This is a genomic window from Streptomyces sp. NPDC054975 (assembly GCF_053609105.1).
In genome coordinates this window covers 24,161-40,434 of record NZ_JBSGWV010000057.1, presented here as the reverse complement: position 1 = coordinate 40,434, position 16,274 = coordinate 24,161, and the positions used below count along the sequence as shown (strand labels likewise).

The following is a 16,274-nucleotide window of genomic DNA, read 5'->3' as shown; positions in this document are numbered from 1 at the left end:
CGATCTCCCTCCCCCTGGCCGGCCAGGCGTGCTCGGTCGCCCTCTCCCTCCCCGTCACCGAACACCACCGGCTTCTGGACGCCGCGCAGGCCCTCCGCGACCGTTCCACCGGCCTCCTCCTCGCCCTGGTCCTCGCCACCAACCCAACCTCCAGCACCATGCCCACGCCTGGGCCACCATCCGAGCCCGAAGCCCCGCGGCCGAGCGCGCTATGGACACCCAGCCCTGCCCTGGCAGCGCCCCCCTCCCTCGGCCTGCATCGCGTCGGCTACGTCCCACACCTGATCATCACCAGCCGCTAGGCGGCGGGGTGATAGGCGCGAACCCGCACCGAACACCAGCTCATCTCCCCAGGACAACAGACAACCGAACAGGAAAGCCGACATGATCAACGGCCTCGGGAGCAAACCCCGATCGCCCAACGACCCACCTCCGCCGCCCTCCATCAGCGACGCCATAACCAGCTGGCTGGTACCTGCGCTTCTCGTCTTGGAAATCATCGGACGGGCCGTGGCCATCTTGGACGGCTGATACCGGTGGACCAGTACGTGTCCCTCGCCGCGATACTCTGCCGGAAAGCCGTGCAGCTCTTCGGTGATCTGCTCGCCATCCACGACTCACTGTGCGCCGCCCACACCTAGCCCACGCGACCGAGCCGACGGCGGCTCCGCCAGATGCCTGGTCAGGTCACACGCCCGGCTCGAGCAAGCCCGCACCGCAGGCCTCTCCGGGCACCGCGACGTTTGGTCGGAGCACGGCATCCGACAAGACGGAGCCCGAAGGACCGGACGCCCGCAGACACGCCCCGAGCGCGGGTGGCCGGTGCGGCGCGCCACCGGATACCCGCGGCAGCCGATGCGCGGCCAGCGCCTGGTGGAAGCCGGGTGATGCCATGGCGCGGGTCCTCACCGGCGCCTCGGGCACGGCTGCAGGCACCGGGACCGCGGGCGGCTCACGAAGTGCCGGGCCCGCCTTGCCGACGAGCAGGACGCGCATGGTGCCGCACCGCGACGAGGCCGACCGCGTCGTTCGCCGCGGCGACGACCCGGGCGCCGAGCAGCCGGAGCTGGGGCGTACGCGGGCGAGTCCGGGCGCAGGTCCAGCTGCCCGGACTTGCGGGCCTGGTGCAGCGCGACCCGGGCGAGGTCGACGCCGGACAGTTCCCCGGCCGGCGCCGCCTGGTCCTGCTGCTTACGGGTGCCCGAGGGTCATCAGCGAACTGCGGATGCCGTTCGCAAGGCGAATTGCGCGCTGCACCAGGTCAGCGCCGTAGATCCGCTCAGCGGCCAGCAGCCCATAGGCCTCGACCGTGGACGTGACGAGCGCCGTCTCGCCGTGCATGAACTCGCTGCGGGCCTGCTCCCGCAGAATGGCCCGCTCCTCAGCGCTGAGGTCGTCAACGCCCATCACGGCATCGGCGGCCACGACGTCGCCACCGTCTTCGTACGGCTGCTGCGGGCGGGGAGCGAAGGCTTCGGCAACAAGGCGGCGGACCGACTCGCTGCGCGGGGCCTGCCAGTCGCCCTCCCACTCCTGGTGGCGTGCCTGCTCCGCGCGGCGGGAATCCCGGTACGCCTGGACGGCGCGCGCCCGGGCCTCAGCGGGCGGGCTGGTCGGGCATGTAGGTCTCCTGGGTCAGAGCGTGTTTTTGAAGGCTGGCCTGCCTTTCTTCGTAGCCCACTCCGCGGCCAGTTGAGCGCGGGTGGGAGCCAAGACGGCCTCACAAGCAGCCGCAGCCTGTGGCGTAGAGCAGGAGGAGGAGGGCGGTCATGCCGACCAGAGTGAAGCTGGCAGCGGTCAGGGCGGCGAGGCCCCGACGGTGCCCCTTCGCGGGTGTGCGGAAGGTCTGCCAGGCGCCGTGGGCGAGGAAGAGGCTGAGCAGGCCGGCCCCCGCGATGGTCAAGCGCGGGCTGAAAGACCAGCTCAGGTAGGCGATCAGAGCCAGGCAGCCGAGCAGGGCGCAGGTGAGCAGGCTGAGGATCACCTCGGCGACGGCTTCTCCTACTGTCTCGATGAGGAAGTCGCCGACGCCTTTCGCTGCGCTGCGGACCCCCATGGCGACTCTCCATCCTCGCGTCCGATGGCCCCGAACGGCGCCTGGTATGAAGGACCCCTGCCGAGCTGGAATGGTTGCCGAGGTGCTCAGGAGTGGCCGACTACCGCGCACAGTCACATCGGCCATGCTGGTCGCGCATAGGCTCGGCTCATGGATGACTCGATATGGGTGGGGGTGCGGGGGCGGGTGCAGGCTCTCATCGCCGCGCGAGCCGGCGACCGCGTCTTTGGCGCGATAGGGCACAAGTTCTTCCTCGAGGACCCTTTGACCCCGGCGGAACTGGCGGACCTCGAAGGTCAGATGGGTGTGTCGCTGCCCGGGGAGTACCGCGACTTCCTCCTCCACGTCGGCGCTGGCGGTGCCGGGCCCTCATATGGGGTGTATCCGGTACGACTCATTCAGGGTCGCTGGCGGTGGGAGGGCGACGGAGCCGACCTGGCTGACCTGTCCCGGCTGGCCGAGCCGTTCCCACGTGAAGGCGCCGATCCTCAAGCTGTCCAGCTGCTGCTGTCCGAGCGCCCGGAAGAGGAAGACTTCGAGGAGATCGAGGACTTCGATGACGCCATTGAGGCGTGGGAAGAGCGCTGGGAACTCGTGATGTGGTCGGAGGACCGCACGGTCGGCGCGGTCGTGATCTCAACGCTGGGTTGTGCCGCCCGCGAGTGGCTGATCATCAGCGGCCCGGAGCGTGGGCGCATCTGGTCCGACAACAGGGTGGATGACGAGGACCTAAAGCCCCTCCTCGACGACAGCGGCGCGCCGATGACCTTCACGCGCTGGTATCTGACGTGGCTTGAGAAGGCTGAACGTCAGCTGGCATCGGTCCCAGCGGCAGACTGAGTTGCGCTCTCGGTAGAACTCACCCTGGGCTTCCTTGTCCAGCTGTCGGTGCGAGGGCCTTTGCGGGTCAGACGCCTGGTCATGACGGTGATGAGCGTCCAGTTGATATGGGCTTCGCCGTGTTGGGGCAGCCGCTCGTAGTCGCGGACATTACGGCGGGCATTCATGATCCAGCCGATAGTGCGTTCGACACGCCAGCGCCGCGGCAGGACGACGAAACCCTTCGCGTCCTTGGGACGGGAGACGGTCCGGAGGGTGATGCCGAGGAAGCTGCGGGCCCAGTCGACGAGCTGGCCAGCGTAGGCGGAGTCGGCCCAGACCTGGGTGATCTCAGGATGGGTAAGGCGGAGGCGGAAGAGCATCTCGCGGGCGGCATCACGGTCGGTCATATCGGCCGGGGTCACCATGATGACGCTCCACCCCCACCGTCCAACACCGCCCACACACCGGACATACGGCTTGCTCGCCCCGCTGGATCGCCACCACCCGCAGCCGAGTCCGGCGCAGCCGCCGCCACCGCCTTGACCTGCACCGACCCGAGCAGAACACCGCCTCCGCCACCATCGACGACGGCAGCGGACCGCCACACTCCCGGCAGTACCGCCGGACCACCCCATCCGAGCCCACAACCCGGATCATCCAGGCCTACAGACTCCCAGGCCAGCCATCAAAAACACGCTCTCAGGCGGCGGGGGTGTGGGCGGGTGCGTCGGTGACGGGGTGGCCGTTGAGGGTGACGTCTGGTGCGACCCGGCGGGCGATGGCGAGGGCGGCGTCCAAGTCGGCGTGCACGGGCGCGTCTTCGAACGTGGCGCGCTGGCCGTCCGGGCCGTAGGTGCTGTCGGAGTCGTGCACCATCCAGCCGTCCGGGGTGCGGGCGACGATCGCGGACCAATAGCGGCGGTCCGGGTGGGTGTCGGGCAGGACGGACACCACGTACTGGGTGGCCGTGACGGTGGGCTCGGGCATTCAGGTCTCCTTCAGGCGGCGGGGAAGGCGAGTTGCTCGTCAGGTAGGTGGACGTCGGTGACCGGTCGTGCAGTGGGCCGGCTCTGCTGTGGAAGGCTTGCCCGGGGGTGGCGCCTCGTTCGCCACAGGCGTCTCAGCGAAGTCGCAGACAGCGACCTCCACCCGCGGGGAGACACCCCGCCACTTGCCCCGGTAGATCGCCGTGTCGAAGCCGACCCCGGGACCGAGGCGGATGCCCGTCTCTTCCTCGAACCGGGCGCATTCGCGGTCGGGCTCCTCGCGGTAGTAGCGCTCACCGCTGTACCGGAACGGTGCGCTGTTCTGCGGGACGATTTGGCGGCTTCCTTGCTGAGGCGTGCCATGCGGTACTCCCCTTCAGGCCGTGGGGATGTCGGCGATGAGGACGGTGGCGTTGTCGGCTTACGGATCGTTCGGGGACGCGGCGCGGGAGACCTTCACGGCGCCGTCGGCGAACCGGCGGGCGACCGTGCGCAGCGACGTCCCATCGAGGAGCGGGGCTAGGGCGTGTCCGGCGTCCTCGTACGGCTCGTAGGCGCCGTCGGAGGCGAGGAGCAGCCGAACAGGGCCGCACTGGAGGGTGTGGGTCTCGATGGCGGGGTGGTTGACGGCGGCCATGGCCTCAGCGTCGGTGTAGGTCGCCCCGAGGTAGGAGGTGATCCGGTTACGGCTGCCGCCGGGTGAACCGTCCCGGGCAGGGAAGACGCGGCGGAGGTTGTGGTCGCGGGTGAGGCAGGTGGCAGTGCCGTCGGTGAGGGCGTAGGCGCGGGAGTCACCACACCAGGCAATGGTGGTCGGCTTGCCGGGGGTGACGACGGCGACGATGGCGGCGGCCGTGCCGCGGTCTTCGCGGTAGTACGGGTTGGCACGGTCGGGCTCGGCGGCGTACTGGGCGTAGAGGGCGCGGAGGCCGGTCTCGGCGTCGCCGTGGCGGGCGGCAGCCCGGGCGAGGCGGCGCGCGGCGGCGCCGGTCCACTTCTGGATGGCGGGGGTGGAGCCGATGCCGTCGAGGAGGGCGTAGGCGGTGACGCCGTCGGGGGTGGTGTGAACGGCGGTTGCGTCGCACTGGTGGCTGCGGTCGCCGAGGTTCTGGGCGGTGGCGTACGTGCGCACGAGGCGGCTCCTGGTCAGTCGAGGTCGGACGGGTTGGTGACGGTGACGCCGTCGCGGGTGCGGGAGAGAACCCGGTCGTACTCGCGCTTCGGGTCGCCGTAGCCGCCGCCAGGGCCTTCGAGGGTCAGGGTCTTCGCGTTGACGCGCTTGACCCGGTAGGTGTCCGTGCAGGTGTGGAAGGTGCGGACCTCGACGATGTCGCCGGGCTGGAAGTCGGATCGCTGCCAGGCGCGGTCGCGGGCTGCGAGACGCTCCGCCATGTCGGCCTCGTGCTTCGCCTTGTTGGCCTTGCCCTGAGCGCGTTCGGCGTCCTTACGGGCCTCGATGGCGCGGCGGGTGGCGTTGTCGGCACGGGTCCGGTCGCGGACGGCGGACCGGTAGGAGTGGTGGCCGACGAGGAGGGGCTGTCCGCCGGCGAACCGGTTGTAGAGCGCCGAGGCGCGCCCGGTGCGGGCGTCGGCTTCGGCAGCGAGGCGGTCGGCCTGCTTCTGGGCGTCCTCGGCGCGGCGGCGGGCGGCGTTCGGGTCGTTCTCAGGCATGGCGAAGCCTCCGTGCGGTGGTTGGTGGGGCCGCGCGCCCCGGGAAGGGGGTGTCGGGGCGCGCGGCCGGGGTGGGCGGCTCTCGGCGGACAGGGGCGGCACGGAAGGGGGCTCGTGCGCCGGGTCCGGGTGCCTGCCCGGGGTGCCGCCCCCGGGTGGGGGGTTGGGGGGCGGCGGGGCTCCCCGGGGGCCGGGGAGCCGTCTGGGGTGCCTACAGGGCGGAGGCGATGTCCTCGGCGAGCCGCTCGACGGTGAGGGCTTCGGAGGCGTGGCCGTCGTGGGGGCGGGAGATGGACCGCTCGTGGACGGCGTCGATGAACCGGTCGTACAGGCCGTCGTCCTTCGCGAGGAGGGCGATGACGTCGGCGAGGGTGTCGGCGGTGAGGCGGTTGTAGGTGGCGGCTGCCATTGGTTTCCCCTTCCATCCCTGGGCTTTCGCCCGGTTGGGTCGTTGTCGGCTCTGCCACTCTAACCCATAACCTATTGCGAGCGCAATGGGTTATGGCTCTCGTTCGGCCCACGCAAAAGGGCCCGATCCCACCCGGGACCGGACCCCAACACACCAACACCCACCTCAGAACGGAGGCTCGTCCTGCCCTCCCCCACCCCACGACCCGCCACCCTGCCCGCCGGCGCCCTGCGTACCCGGCGTCGACGACGACCACGGATCCTCCGCCGACACCGCACCCTGCTCCCGACGCGCCGACTGGTACGCATCCTGCCCCCGCCCGCCGGCCTTCGTCACCCGCGCCGTAGCCGACTTCAACGACGGGCCGATCTCTTCGACGTCCAGCTCGTACACCGTGCGCTTCACACCCTCACGGTCCTCGTACGACCGCTGCTTCAGCCGGCCCTGCACGATCACCCGCATCCCCTTCTGCAGCGACTCCGCGACGTTCTCCGCCGCCTGCCGCCACACCGCACACGACAGGAACAGCCCCTCCCCGTCCTTCCACTCGTTCGTCGCCTTGTCGAAGACGCGCGGCGTCGACGCGATGCGGAACTTCGCTACAGCGGCCCCACCGGGGTTAACCGCAGTTCCGGGTCGTCCACCAGGTTGCCCACCACAGTGATTACGGTCTCTCCAGCCATCACGCAGCCCTCTCCATGTCGTCCTGCCTCATCTGCTTCTGCTGCTCCGTCGTCGGCATCGTCAGCTGCAAGTACGCCTTGCGTACGCCCTCCCGGTTCAGCCCCAACTGCTCGGCCACCTGGCGCAGCGGCGTGCCGCCCCCGTGGAGGGCGAGAATCCGGCTCCCCGCGATCTCGATGACATCCTGAACCGTCAGGCCCACCCGGGACTCACGGCGCACCCGCGTCTCGGCGGCCTGGAGCCGCTTCACCGCATCCTCGATGCCCTTGCGGGACACCCGGCTCAGAGCGGCATCACGCTGCTGGAGCACGCGCAGGCCAGCGCTCACCACGTTCTGCGACGTCCCCAGGGATCGAGCGATCTCCTCGTGGGACCGGCCCATCCGCTCCAGCGTCCGCAAGGTCAAGGAGGACTCGCTCAGGACTCGCTCGATAGCGGACGGCTGGTGTTCCCGCTCCTGCGCCGGGCGACCCAGTCGCCGTGGGCGACGAGCAGGTCCGAGTACGACACGTAGACGACGCCGTCGTACCGGGCTACGGAGAGGCGCTTGTCCCGGACCCATCGCCTCATGGTGGACTCAGAGACCTCGTGGTCGGTCTCGGCGAAGAGCTTCCGCGCCTCCTTGTAGGTCACCAGGTCCTGGTCGAGCGGGTAGGGCTGGATGGTGCTGACGGCCATTTGGACGGCTCTTCGTAGCCGTCTCCACAATTCACGCACACGATTCGGTCAGTTCTACTGATGCCTTCCGACCCGAAGACGGGCAAGACCGAACACCGGGAAAAGAGCGACCCCCGCAGCGCGTGGGGACGGAGTTTTGCCGACAACGACCACAGCGCCCTACGGGGGCCAGAGACCTCACGAGCGCGTGCCCGTCAGATAACGGTGATTGTAGTGACCGAGCTCGCCAGCCGGGTAGAGGCATCCCCCGTCTGGATGCCCGATCTACCCCCTCAAGACGAAAGCGGCCCCGCTCCTCCCAAGGTTCGGGAGGGACGGGGCCGCAGAGGGATGCCAGGTTCAGTCCTGCTTCAGGAGGTCCGCCACCTTGGCCAAGACGCTGGCAAGCTCCTCGCGCTTGGCCTGGTCGCAGCTCTCGCGCAGGGCCCTCGCGAGTGTGTCCGGGTCGCCGGCCTCGAAGTATCGGCTCACCAGGCGGCCGCGTTGGTGTTCGTCCATCGCCCGCGTGGCGATGTCCATCACCGCGCGGCCGTCCCCCCACGGCATGACCGGTACGGCGCTAGCCGCTGGCGCGGAGTCTCGCCCGGCTCCGGGGCTGGCCGCTTCGTCAGCGACAGGGCTGTTCGGCTCGGGCTCGGTGCTCGGACGGGGATCGGGCAGCGTGAGAGTCCCCTCCAGACCAGACCCGCCGCTGCTGACCGCCGGGTTCCCGGTCAGTGCGCCGACTTGGCCAGTGGCCTCAGAGGGACCGGGCTCGTGGGAGCTGATGGACTCGGCGGAGGAGGGGTCAGCAGGAGGCTGCCCGTCGTTCTTCGTAGTCGCCGGGCCGGTTCCGTCGCCCGGTTTCGTGGAGACCTCTGAGGGCTGCACCCTCTCTTTGCGGGAGGTGGCGGCCTCCCGTTGCTGCTTCAGCTTGGCGAGGTGCTCCTCTTGCTGTTCCGGCTTCTTGTTGCCGACCTTCCGAAGGAGGTCCGCCGATTCCTCACCGCTCTCGAGGCGGTGCTGCAGCTCCGGGGTGAGCTTCAGCAGGGCGAGACGTCCCGACACCCACGGCTGGGACCGGTGGAGCCGGGCAGCGAGGGCCTCCTGCGTTCCGTGGATCTTCAGGAGCTGTTCCAGGGCGCGGGCCTCGTCCAGGTGGTCGAGGTCGTTGCGGTGGATGTTGGCGACGAGCGCGGATTCCAGGATCTCGTCAGAGTTGCTGCCCAGGCCGTCGTCGACCATCACCTTGATGGTTTGCAGCCCCGCTTCGCGCGCCGCAGCGAGCCGGGAGTTGCCGTCGATGACGACGTACCGGGTCCCGGGCTCGAGGTCTGCCTCTCGGCCAGGGTTGCCTTCCAGGTAGGCGAACCGGCTCATGATGCTGATCGCGGTCTTCTGGCCGTGGTCGCGCATGCTGTTGCCGAGGTCGGTCAAGTCGCCCAGGTTCCTGCGCGGGTTGTCAGGGTTCAGGCTGATGGCGCTGACGGGAAGTTCCTGCGGCGGGATCGCGCCCTCGGTCGGGGCGGCGGTGGAGGCCTCGATGGCGGCGCGTCGTGCGCTTACGGGCCTGGCCTGCTGGAACGAGGCGCCCATGCCGAGCTTAGTGGCCTTGTTCATGAGATCTCCCGTGCGAGCGCGCGCATACCGATGGCCTGGCTGCACCGGGGGGCGTACTCGAGAAGCGGCTGCTTGGCGCGGACGGCTTCCTTCTGCTCCTTCAGGTCGCCGATGACGCCCACAACTCTCGGATCCTTTATGTCCATCCACGCTTGGAGCGAAGACGTGGCGATGAAGCCCCGTCGGGCGTCGTAGTGGTTGACCACGATGCCGAGGTAGTCGAGCTCGAGATGCATGTCACTGCGGAGGTCCTCGATCTGCGTGGTGAGGAGACCGTAGGCGTCGGCGGAGCTGTCCTCGGCCTGGACGACGACGAGGATGCCGGAGTTGCCGGGCGCTTCCTCGGGTCGGCGACGCCCGAAGTAGGCGGCTGCGTCCATGGAGAGGCCGAGGCTGGGCGGGCAGTCGACGACGATGACGTCGTAGTCGGACTCGATCGGTCCTAGTGCCCGCTCGAGGGCGGCTTCCCGTGCACGGACGCCGGACAGCTTCACGTCCAGGAGGAAGGCGTCGTTGCACGCCGGGAGTAGGTGAAGCCTGTCGCCGAAGCGCTCTCCTTCAACAGGGACGATCAGGTCCCGGAGGGCGCCCTTGGGCTCGCCGGCCATGTGCTTGGTGAGGCTGTCGCCATCGATCGGGAGGGTCTCGTGACCAAGCTGGTTGGTCATGTGGCCCTGGGGGTCGAAGTCGACGAGGAGCACGTTGAGGCCGAGACCGGGAAGGTCCTCGAGGTCGAGGGGGGAGTCGGCCGCTTCGTCCTCGTTGAGTGCTGCGGCGAAGTGCTTGGAGATCCGCACGGGGTACAGCTGGTCCGGGTCCTCCGCAAACCCCTGGCCGACGCCAGCGCCGACAGCCGTCTTGCCGACCCCACCCTTCTGGTTGCAGGTGATGATGCGCCGTGGGTGCTTGGGGCGGACCAGGGCCGGGGCGGGGTTCTTCTCCAGCCACACCTGCACGGACTGCGAGAGGCCCTGGACGATGGACACCCCCCTGGCCGTGCAGTCGCTGCGGAAGTCCTCCCAGTGGCCACCGGGCAGGAACGTGGAGAACGACCGCGCGCCCGAGGTGTCGATGGGAGGGAGATTGGAGCCCAACCCGCGCCAGGCCGTGATGCCGGCTTCGACGGCGTGCTGGATGTCGATGCCGTGTTGCGCAGTGCGGATCTTCAGATCCTTCTGCAGCCCGGCCGGGAGCTTCGAGACGACCTTGTCGCGGTCGCCGGAGTTGGGCGATGTCATGGGCGACACCTTACTAACGCGCAAGATCAAAGTATGCATCGACACGCTACTTCTTAGTCGCGCGAAGGAGGGTGAGAGACCTTCAGCGGCCAGACTCCGGAGTATTACGTCGTAATACTCGTCGACCGGACGGCTGAGGCGCGGCCCACCCTCGGGAGCGCCTCCCCCGGTATTACGACGTAATACCGGGGGGCGCCGCCACGTCCTGAGGGCGTCGGTTCTCCCGTGCGTGCCGGTCGAGCATCTGCCGCTCGACGGCGGCCTGGTAGGCGTCTCGGGCGGCCATCTGGTCGAGGTGGTCGTGTGCGAAGTACCAGTCGACGGTGGCGCCCCAGCACTCGGACGCCATGGGGTGGAAGTCGCCGTGCAGGATGCACGCGGCGGGTGGGAAGGCGGCGAGCCTGGGCGCGGCGGCGGCAAGCGTGTCCAAGGGGCTCCGTTCGACGGCTGGAGGTGGTGTCCACGCTCCCGCAGATCTCGCCGGGCATTCCCCCTGCTCGGTCTACCGGCGTAAACCCGACGGCCAGCTGGCTGGGGATTATTACGGCGTAATACCGGAGCGGTCGCGGTCAGGCGGTCCGGAACACCGGCTGTGGTTCACGGCTTCCGCTGCTGTGCTTGTAGCGCAGGGCGGCCTGGATGCTCCCGGCCAGCTGGTCGATGCTCTGGTCCTCGTGCTGGCGTTCCAGCTCGTCCAGGTAGGCGCTGTGCGCGTCGTCGGGGAGCCGGCAGGCGATGAGGGCGGCGTCCTGTCGGGCGCGTGCCGCTGCGACCGCCCGGGCGAAGGGCGTCTCGTCTGCGGCCGTGCGGCGGTGCTCGCGGTGGACGGCGCGGGCGCGGTGGTAGCCGTCGGAGGCGGTCTCCCGCGTCCGCACCGGACCGCTCTCCGGGGAAGGCGACGTGTCGGGCGCCGGGGCGGCGGGGGCGGGGAGGGCTCCGACGGGCAGGATCCGGATGGAGCGGACGGTGTCGCTGCCGAGCTTGCCGTTGATCTGCCGGGCGAGCTGGCCGCCAAGAAGGCGCAGCTGCGCGGCGTACGCGTCCGATCCGGGGCGCAGGTCGAGTCGGCCGCGATCCGGGTCGAACGCTACGGCCTGCACGCGCCCTTCGAACTGTGGGCACAGCTCGGCCCAGCGGTCCAGGATGCTGCCGCCGCGTACGCCCTGGGCCCAGCCCTGCTCGGCGCCGAGCTGGCCGAGGAGGGCGGCGAAGCCGACCGGGTCGCGGCCGCCGTCGCGCGCCACGCGCGGGCGCTTCGCGCGGCGGGCTCCCGGCGGCCCAGTGGTCGGCCGGTTGGCCTTGTAGGCGGCGAGTGCCTGGCGGGCGAGGTCCTGCCCGGAGGCCTTCGGCTGAGGGTCAGACATGGGCGGGGACCTTCCTCGTGCGCAGGACTCGGTCGACGAGCTGGTTGGTGTAGAGGCGGCGGGCGTCGCGCTCGCTCATGCCGGTCTCGAGCGCGGCGGTGATGAGGGCCGGGTCGGCTTGCGCCGCCGCGCGCATGTCGATGACCAGGTGGCGGGGGAGGTCCTCGAGGACGAGCTCGCTGGTGGCGTCGACGACGGTGGCGGCGGTCTCGTCGATGAGGGAGGCCTCGACCGTGGCGACCGCTTCGGTGAACAGCCTTCGTGCAGCCGACGAGGCCGGGCCCGGCTGCTCTACCTGCCACTCGACGTGCCGTTCGGCGGTCGCCGTACGGCAGTCCCTCCACGCCTCCACGGCGGCCGCGCGCTTGGCGGGGGTGTCCCAGAGCAGGTGGGCGCCCTTCAGCCGGTGTGCGAGCAGCGCGGAGGGTCGGCGGGCCGAGGGCTCGGCGGCCAGGGCGAGGAATGCGCGGACGTCGTCCACGGTCCAGTCGGCGTCGGCAACGTGCCGGGCCACCCAGGCGATCCGCGGCGCGGCGGCGTTGGCCAGCCACGGCACCTGGGAGATCAGTTCACGGGCGAGCTGGTGGCGGCGCCCGACTCGGTTAAGCTTCCGGGCCTTTGGCTTCTGCTGCTTGGGGGTGGGGGAGACCTTCTTCCCGCTTGCGAGCTTGCTCTCAGAGGGAAGCGTGAGATCACCGGTAGTAGAGACAGTTGAGGTACCACCCTGCATTGGGGTGCAATCCAGTCCCGCCGACTTCGAGGCCCGCGAGCGCTTCCGGCGCACCTTCCGGGCGGCCTTCTTCGCGAGCTTCCCGATGAGCTTGCGGCCCTCCTCGGCGATCCCGACCGGCACCCGCGTGTAGGGCGGCGCGGTGTCGTCGCGCTGCACGGTTCGGATGCCAAGGGCCTTGTCGAACTCGACTGGGATGACCCGCTCGTAGACGGAGGCCTGCCGGATGCGGCCTGCGAGCCGGGTGCCCTTGGAGCGGTACACCAACAGCCCGGCCTCGCGGAGCATGTCCAGGTGGTACTGCACGGTGCGCTCGGTGACGCCCACCTTCCGCGCGAGGTAGTCCACGCCCGGCCGGCACTCGGTGAGCGCGGACATCTCCTGCGCGATCTGTACGGTCGTCGGGCCCCACTTCGGGCCGTGAGTCCGGGACGGCTCGTAGAGCCCGGAGCCGCCGACCCAGTGCACGGCCTGCATCCACGAGTATGCGTCGGACGCGACCCGTCCGGCCGTCTCGGCGATCCACTGGCGCGGAACGGGGACGCGGAGCGCGCGCGTCGAAGGGGTCTGAGTGCCGGTCTTCTGGCACGGGATGTCACCCGAGGGGGCGGACATAGGTCGCGAATCGCCCGTGCGGGCGCGCGGAAGCTGACAAGTAGGTGCGGCGTACTGCACTATGTACCCGTCCTTCTCTTCTGGGGACGGCAAAAAGCGGCCCCCTGCGGGTGGGTCGGACTGCTGCGGAGCAGTGATCGCTCGAACGCTCGGACCTCGTCGCCAAACGGGATCTGAACCTCGGGCCTTAGCTCGGTCGCCAAACCGAGCCGTAGGAAGTGGCCGCGCACGGTGCGCCAACACCAGCGGCCGGCGGTTGAGGATGTGCCCCCGCCAAGGGGCCCAGGGACCTCCCGCCTTGCAGGAGTTACGTCACGATCGCTCCCTCATGAGTCGCTGATGGGTCCCCGGCCTTCGACGCATGAGCGCGTACGGGCCAGGTGGTTGTGGTCTTGATGCACGGACGGCCCGAGGCGGGGGAGTGCACGGCGCAGGGCAGCGTTCCGTCGGACACGGCGGTGGATCCGCCGGCCGGAGTCATCGTGTGCTGTGGGTAGACGTGGCGTGGCCCGCGTTCGACGCCGGTGTGATGTTCACGGCGGAGCGCTGGGTCCCACTGTTCGCTTCCCCGGGTGCCCGGGTACTCTTCGGCATAGCGGCCACGCTTTCACTTGTCTCGAAACCTGTGTGTGTGGTCCAGCCCCGCTCCTCGGTGTTCGCGCACCGGGGGTTGCAGCGGGGCTTTTCCTTTGCCTGGGTGGCTCCGTCGGACCGGCCTTCATCTGAGTGGTCGTCTGGCGCCAGGCGCAGCCTATCGGTTGAGCTCACCACTGCACCACCTTCCTTCCCAACGTGTCGTACGAGCCGACTTGTCATCAGATATCCAGGTCATCGGACAGCCGTACGGATCCCGGGCGGTGTCCTATAACCTTTCACAAGAAATAACGTGGTCAGGCGGCGTGCTGCTCTGTCCAGGACGAAAGACGGGGCAGCAAAAAGGAAGTGGGGGACTGAAGGGCGGGGGCTGGCTGTTCGTCCGCACCGCCCTGTTCGGCTCGGCGCCGGGCCCGGCCCTTGGTGGCGGCCGCGCGGCACTTCGGGCATCGGTAGCGGTGGTTGTTGTATCGCGACTCGTCGTGCGAGGTGTGGAGGACGGCGCGGAGGCGTTCCCCGATCCCAGGCCGCAGAAGCGGCCTGACAACGTACTTGCGGAAGTTGACGTCGAATCCGCAGCCGCGGCCGATCTCGGGGGCGGACATCATGCGGTAGAAGCACTCCTCGAACGGCACCTGCGACAGCGCGGGCCCCCACCGTGCGGTGAGGAGCGCTGTGGTGTCGCGGGAGGTGAGCGTGCCGAGCGGGCCAGTGACCGGGTGGGCCGCGGTCTCTGTGCCGGTGGGCCCGTTCTGCTTGAACCAGCCGGCCGCGGTGAGCACGCCGGGGATCTGTTCCGCGGTGAACGTCGACATGGGTTCCGTGTGCACGGCGGGCACAGTGTTCTTCCGGTACGGGATGACCCCGGAGGAAACGACGGCGAGGGTCTCGGACCCGACCTGGGTGGGCAGCGGGTCGCTCGCGCCGCGCGGGGCGCCCTGGTAGTTGTCGACGGCGAGCGCGAGCGCCGCCTCCTCCCACAGCCCCGGGCCGGTGGACAGGAGAGCCGCCTCCTGCTGGCTCGTCTGCGTCGCCAGCGGCTGCAGCAGCAGCCGCTCCGAGCCGTGCACGCCCTTCGCGGGCATCAGGATCGCCGGAAAGTGCGGGACTGCGGAACCCCGAAGAACTGGGAGTTCAGGAACAGCACCCGGTGGTTGTAGCCGAGCAGGTCGAACTGCGTGAGCCACCACCGGTAGGTGCTGCCGTCGCCGATCTTCTTGCTGCCCGGCAGGAGCGGCCCCCACGACTGGAGCTCGGTGGTGCACTCCACGAGGATCAGCCGCGGGCGGTGCGTCTGTGCGTAGTGCAGCACGCAGTTCGCGGTCGCCCGGTCCCGCTCGGAGCGGGTCACCCGGTCCTCGTAGTCGGGGTCATCCATGCTGAACAGGGACAGCCCCTGCGCGTACGCTTTGGTCGTGTTGGCCTGCGAGTGGTTCACGCAGCTGACCCCGGCGACCAGTAGGTCCGCAGGAGGAAGGTCGCGGGCGGAGTGGTAGTCCGCCGCCTCGGGGTCGACCAGGTCGGCGATCCAGTGCTCGGCCTCGGGATGGTTCGCCTCGTGGACCTTGACCTTGTACGAGTTGTGGTTCGCCGCCATGATCGTGGTGAAACCGGCTCGCTTGATGCCTTCGGTGAGGCCCCCGAAGCCGGAGAAGAGGTCGACGGCGACGTACTCGTCGTGACGGAACCGCCGGCGCTTCGTGGCTGGCCGGTGGGTGGCGGTGCGGGTCTTGGCCTTCGACTTGACGGGCATCAGGCGACGCTCCTTTCGTTCCGTTCCTCGGCGGCCTGCTCCAACTCGGCGATCCGGACGGTGACCAGGGTCCGCATGGGCAGCCACGCGCCGTGCGGGCCCTGCACCTGCTCGTCGAAGACGTGGTGGGCTTCGGCGTCACCCTTGATCTGTCGCAAGGCGTCGGGGCTGTTCCAGCAGGCGGCGTCGGCGACCCGGCCCATGAGCCGCTGGACGTGCGCGTCACGGTCCTCCTTGGTGGGCGCGTCAGCACGGTCGTGCGTTGCGGCGACGCCCTGTTCGGCCGCCACCTGAGCGGCGACCTGCGGTGCTTCCTTCGCCCTGAGCTCCTCGCGCTGCGCGGCTTCGGCCTTCAGCTCCTTGCCCCGCGCTACCAGGAGGTCCCCGAGCTGGATGTCGCCGTCGGGACCAGACACCGTGGAGTTGAGCAGGCCGTCGGCCTTGGCCTCGGCGTGCAAACCGAGCAGCGCGTTGACGTTGCTCCAGACGGCGGGCTTCCGCAGCCGCTCCATGTAGGCATCGGCCGGGGACCGCTGGCCCACAGGGTGGTCGCGGTCGCCGTCGTCCAGCGCCCCAGCGTCGACCGGGATCATGAAGGTCTGGAGAAGCGCGTACTTCAGCGCGGCCGACATGGCCTTGTTGGACGCCTTGTCGGCCACGTCCGATGCCTCGCCGAGGGTGATCGCCGTGACCCTGTCACCAGCCGGACCGATGAAGTGGAAGGCGACGCGCATGTGGACGGCGTTCATCTTCCCTCGGACAGAGGGCTGGAAGTCGAGGACCTCGGGCAACATGACCACCCCGTGTTCGCGGAGCGGCTGCGCGAGGGCGCCGATGAAGTCGTCGACCCCGCGGAAGTTGTAGTTCTGGGAGGCGTTCCGCCCGTTCTTGGCGACGTTCTTCACGTCCGCCATGACGCGAGACATCAGGACGTACACGCTGGGGTGGTCCTGGTTCGGGACGTGCTGGGTCGGGCCCTCCGCCGTCATGCTGGCAGGGGCCTCGGTGGCCGGGGCCATGAGGTCTCCTATGGGGTTGTGGCTGTACTACGGCGGTGGGGCCCGGTTGTCGGCGT

19 protein-coding genes and 1 pseudogene are annotated in these 16,274 nt (G+C 69.6%); 2 read left to right on the top strand and 18 right to left on the bottom strand.

All coding sequences use genetic code 11. The features are described 5' to 3' along the window. Positions 1 to 302 (top strand): hypothetical protein (locus ACWF79_RS30660; protein ID WP_453731434.1); only part of this gene is annotated, 302 nt, incomplete at its 5' end. Positions 303 to 1,191: 889 nt separating this feature from the next. Here ACWF79_RS30660 and ACWF79_RS30655 read toward each other — a convergent pair. Together ACWF79_RS30655 and ACWF79_RS30650 are read right to left on the bottom strand one after the other, a co-directional pair. Further along, on the bottom strand, positions 1,192 to 1,425 hold the full coding sequence (locus ACWF79_RS30655; RefSeq protein WP_453731433.1) for a hypothetical protein: 234 nt from the start codon (positions 1,423 to 1,425) through the stop codon (positions 1,192 to 1,194). A 295-nt stretch (positions 1,426 to 1,720) separates the two neighbouring features. Next, positions 1,721 to 2,056, bottom strand: a complete 336-nt coding sequence (locus ACWF79_RS30650; protein WP_453731432.1) for a lysine transporter LysE — start codon at positions 2,054 to 2,056, stop codon at positions 1,721 to 1,723. A gap of 150 nt (positions 2,057 to 2,206) precedes the next feature. Between ACWF79_RS30650 and ACWF79_RS30645 the strand changes: the two genes are divergently transcribed. Then, a complete protein-coding gene (locus ACWF79_RS30645) occupies positions 2,207 to 2,896 on the top strand; it encodes an SMI1/KNR4 family protein (protein WP_453731431.1) in 690 nt (229 codons plus the stop codon). Here the strand turns inward: ACWF79_RS30645 and ACWF79_RS30640 are convergent. From ACWF79_RS30640 to ACWF79_RS30565, 16 genes and pseudogenes are all read right to left on the bottom strand, one after another. Continuing rightward, positions 2,866 to 3,303, bottom strand: coding sequence for a transposase (locus tag ACWF79_RS30640; RefSeq protein WP_453731430.1), 438 nt, complete (start codon positions 3,301 to 3,303; stop codon positions 2,866 to 2,868). The genes ACWF79_RS30645 and ACWF79_RS30640 overlap by 31 nt on opposite strands. Before the next feature lie 274 nt (positions 3,304 to 3,577). Then, positions 3,578 to 3,865: a hypothetical protein gene (locus ACWF79_RS30635; RefSeq protein ID WP_453731429.1), complete on the bottom strand. Its 288-nt coding sequence runs from the start codon at positions 3,863 to 3,865 to the stop codon at positions 3,578 to 3,580. Positions 3,866 to 4,285: 420 nt separating this feature from the next. Next, positions 4,286 to 4,996 (bottom strand): mucin-2, encoded by a 711-nt coding sequence (locus tag ACWF79_RS30630; protein ID WP_453731428.1) that lies wholly within the window; start codon positions 4,994 to 4,996, stop codon positions 4,286 to 4,288. Between the two features lie 14 nt (positions 4,997 to 5,010). Then, positions 5,011 to 5,535 (bottom strand): DUF3560 domain-containing protein, encoded by a 525-nt coding sequence (locus ACWF79_RS30625; RefSeq protein WP_453731427.1) that lies wholly within the window; start codon positions 5,533 to 5,535, stop codon positions 5,011 to 5,013. 211 nt (positions 5,536 to 5,746) lie between these two features. Beyond that, the gene (locus ACWF79_RS30620) at positions 5,747 to 5,944 is read right to left on the bottom strand and encodes a hypothetical protein (RefSeq protein ID WP_453731426.1); all 198 of its coding nucleotides are present in this window, start codon (positions 5,942 to 5,944) and stop codon (positions 5,747 to 5,749) included. A 305-nt stretch (positions 5,945 to 6,249) separates the two neighbouring features. Continuing rightward, positions 6,250 to 6,627: pseudogene (locus tag ACWF79_RS30615) on the bottom strand (single-stranded DNA-binding protein); the annotation flags it as partial. Next, a complete protein-coding gene (locus ACWF79_RS30610) occupies positions 6,627 to 7,034 on the bottom strand; it encodes a hypothetical protein (RefSeq protein WP_453731425.1) in 408 nt (135 codons plus the stop codon). The gene ACWF79_RS30610 and the pseudogene ACWF79_RS30615, both read right to left, overlap by 1 nt. Before the next feature lie 11 nt (positions 7,035 to 7,045). Further along, entirely contained in the window at positions 7,046 to 7,306 is a 261-nt protein-coding gene (locus ACWF79_RS30605) for a hypothetical protein (RefSeq protein WP_453731424.1), read from the bottom strand. Positions 7,307 to 7,645: 339 nt separating this feature from the next. Next, on the bottom strand, positions 7,646 to 8,905 hold the full coding sequence (locus ACWF79_RS30600) for a ParB/RepB/Spo0J family partition protein (protein ID WP_453731423.1): 1,260 nt from the start codon (positions 8,903 to 8,905) through the stop codon (positions 7,646 to 7,648). Further along, entirely contained in the window at positions 8,902 to 10,143 is a 1,242-nt protein-coding gene (locus ACWF79_RS30595; protein ID WP_453731422.1) for a ParA family protein, read from the bottom strand. Before ACWF79_RS30595 ends, ACWF79_RS30600 begins: the two co-directional genes overlap by 4 nt. Before the next feature lie 172 nt (positions 10,144 to 10,315). Continuing rightward, positions 10,316 to 10,573, bottom strand: a complete 258-nt coding sequence (locus tag ACWF79_RS30590) for a hypothetical protein (protein ID WP_453731421.1) — start codon at positions 10,571 to 10,573, stop codon at positions 10,316 to 10,318. 139 nt (positions 10,574 to 10,712) lie between these two features. After that, on the bottom strand, positions 10,713 to 11,507 hold the full coding sequence (locus ACWF79_RS30585) for a DciA family protein (RefSeq protein WP_453731420.1): 795 nt from the start codon (positions 11,505 to 11,507) through the stop codon (positions 10,713 to 10,715). Further along, positions 11,500 to 12,852 (bottom strand): helix-turn-helix domain-containing protein, encoded by a 1,353-nt coding sequence (locus tag ACWF79_RS30580; RefSeq protein WP_453731419.1) that lies wholly within the window; start codon positions 12,850 to 12,852, stop codon positions 11,500 to 11,502. Before ACWF79_RS30580 ends, ACWF79_RS30585 begins: the two co-directional genes overlap by 8 nt. An 890-nt stretch (positions 12,853 to 13,742) precedes the next feature. Then, positions 13,743 to 14,531 (bottom strand): hypothetical protein, encoded by a 789-nt coding sequence (locus ACWF79_RS30575; RefSeq protein ID WP_453731418.1) that lies wholly within the window; start codon positions 14,529 to 14,531, stop codon positions 13,743 to 13,745. Beyond that, positions 14,531 to 15,199 carry a DNA cytosine methyltransferase gene (locus ACWF79_RS30570; protein ID WP_453731417.1) on the bottom strand — a complete coding sequence of 223 codons (669 nt, stop codon included), beginning with the start codon at positions 15,197 to 15,199 and terminating at the stop codon, positions 14,531 to 14,533. The genes ACWF79_RS30575 and ACWF79_RS30570 overlap by 1 nt, the downstream gene beginning before the upstream one ends. After that, entirely contained in the window at positions 15,199 to 16,218 is a 1,020-nt protein-coding gene (locus ACWF79_RS30565) for an ERF family protein (RefSeq protein ID WP_453731416.1), read from the bottom strand. Before ACWF79_RS30565 ends, ACWF79_RS30570 begins: the two co-directional genes overlap by 1 nt. Between the last annotated feature and the right edge of the window lie 56 nt (positions 16,219 to 16,274).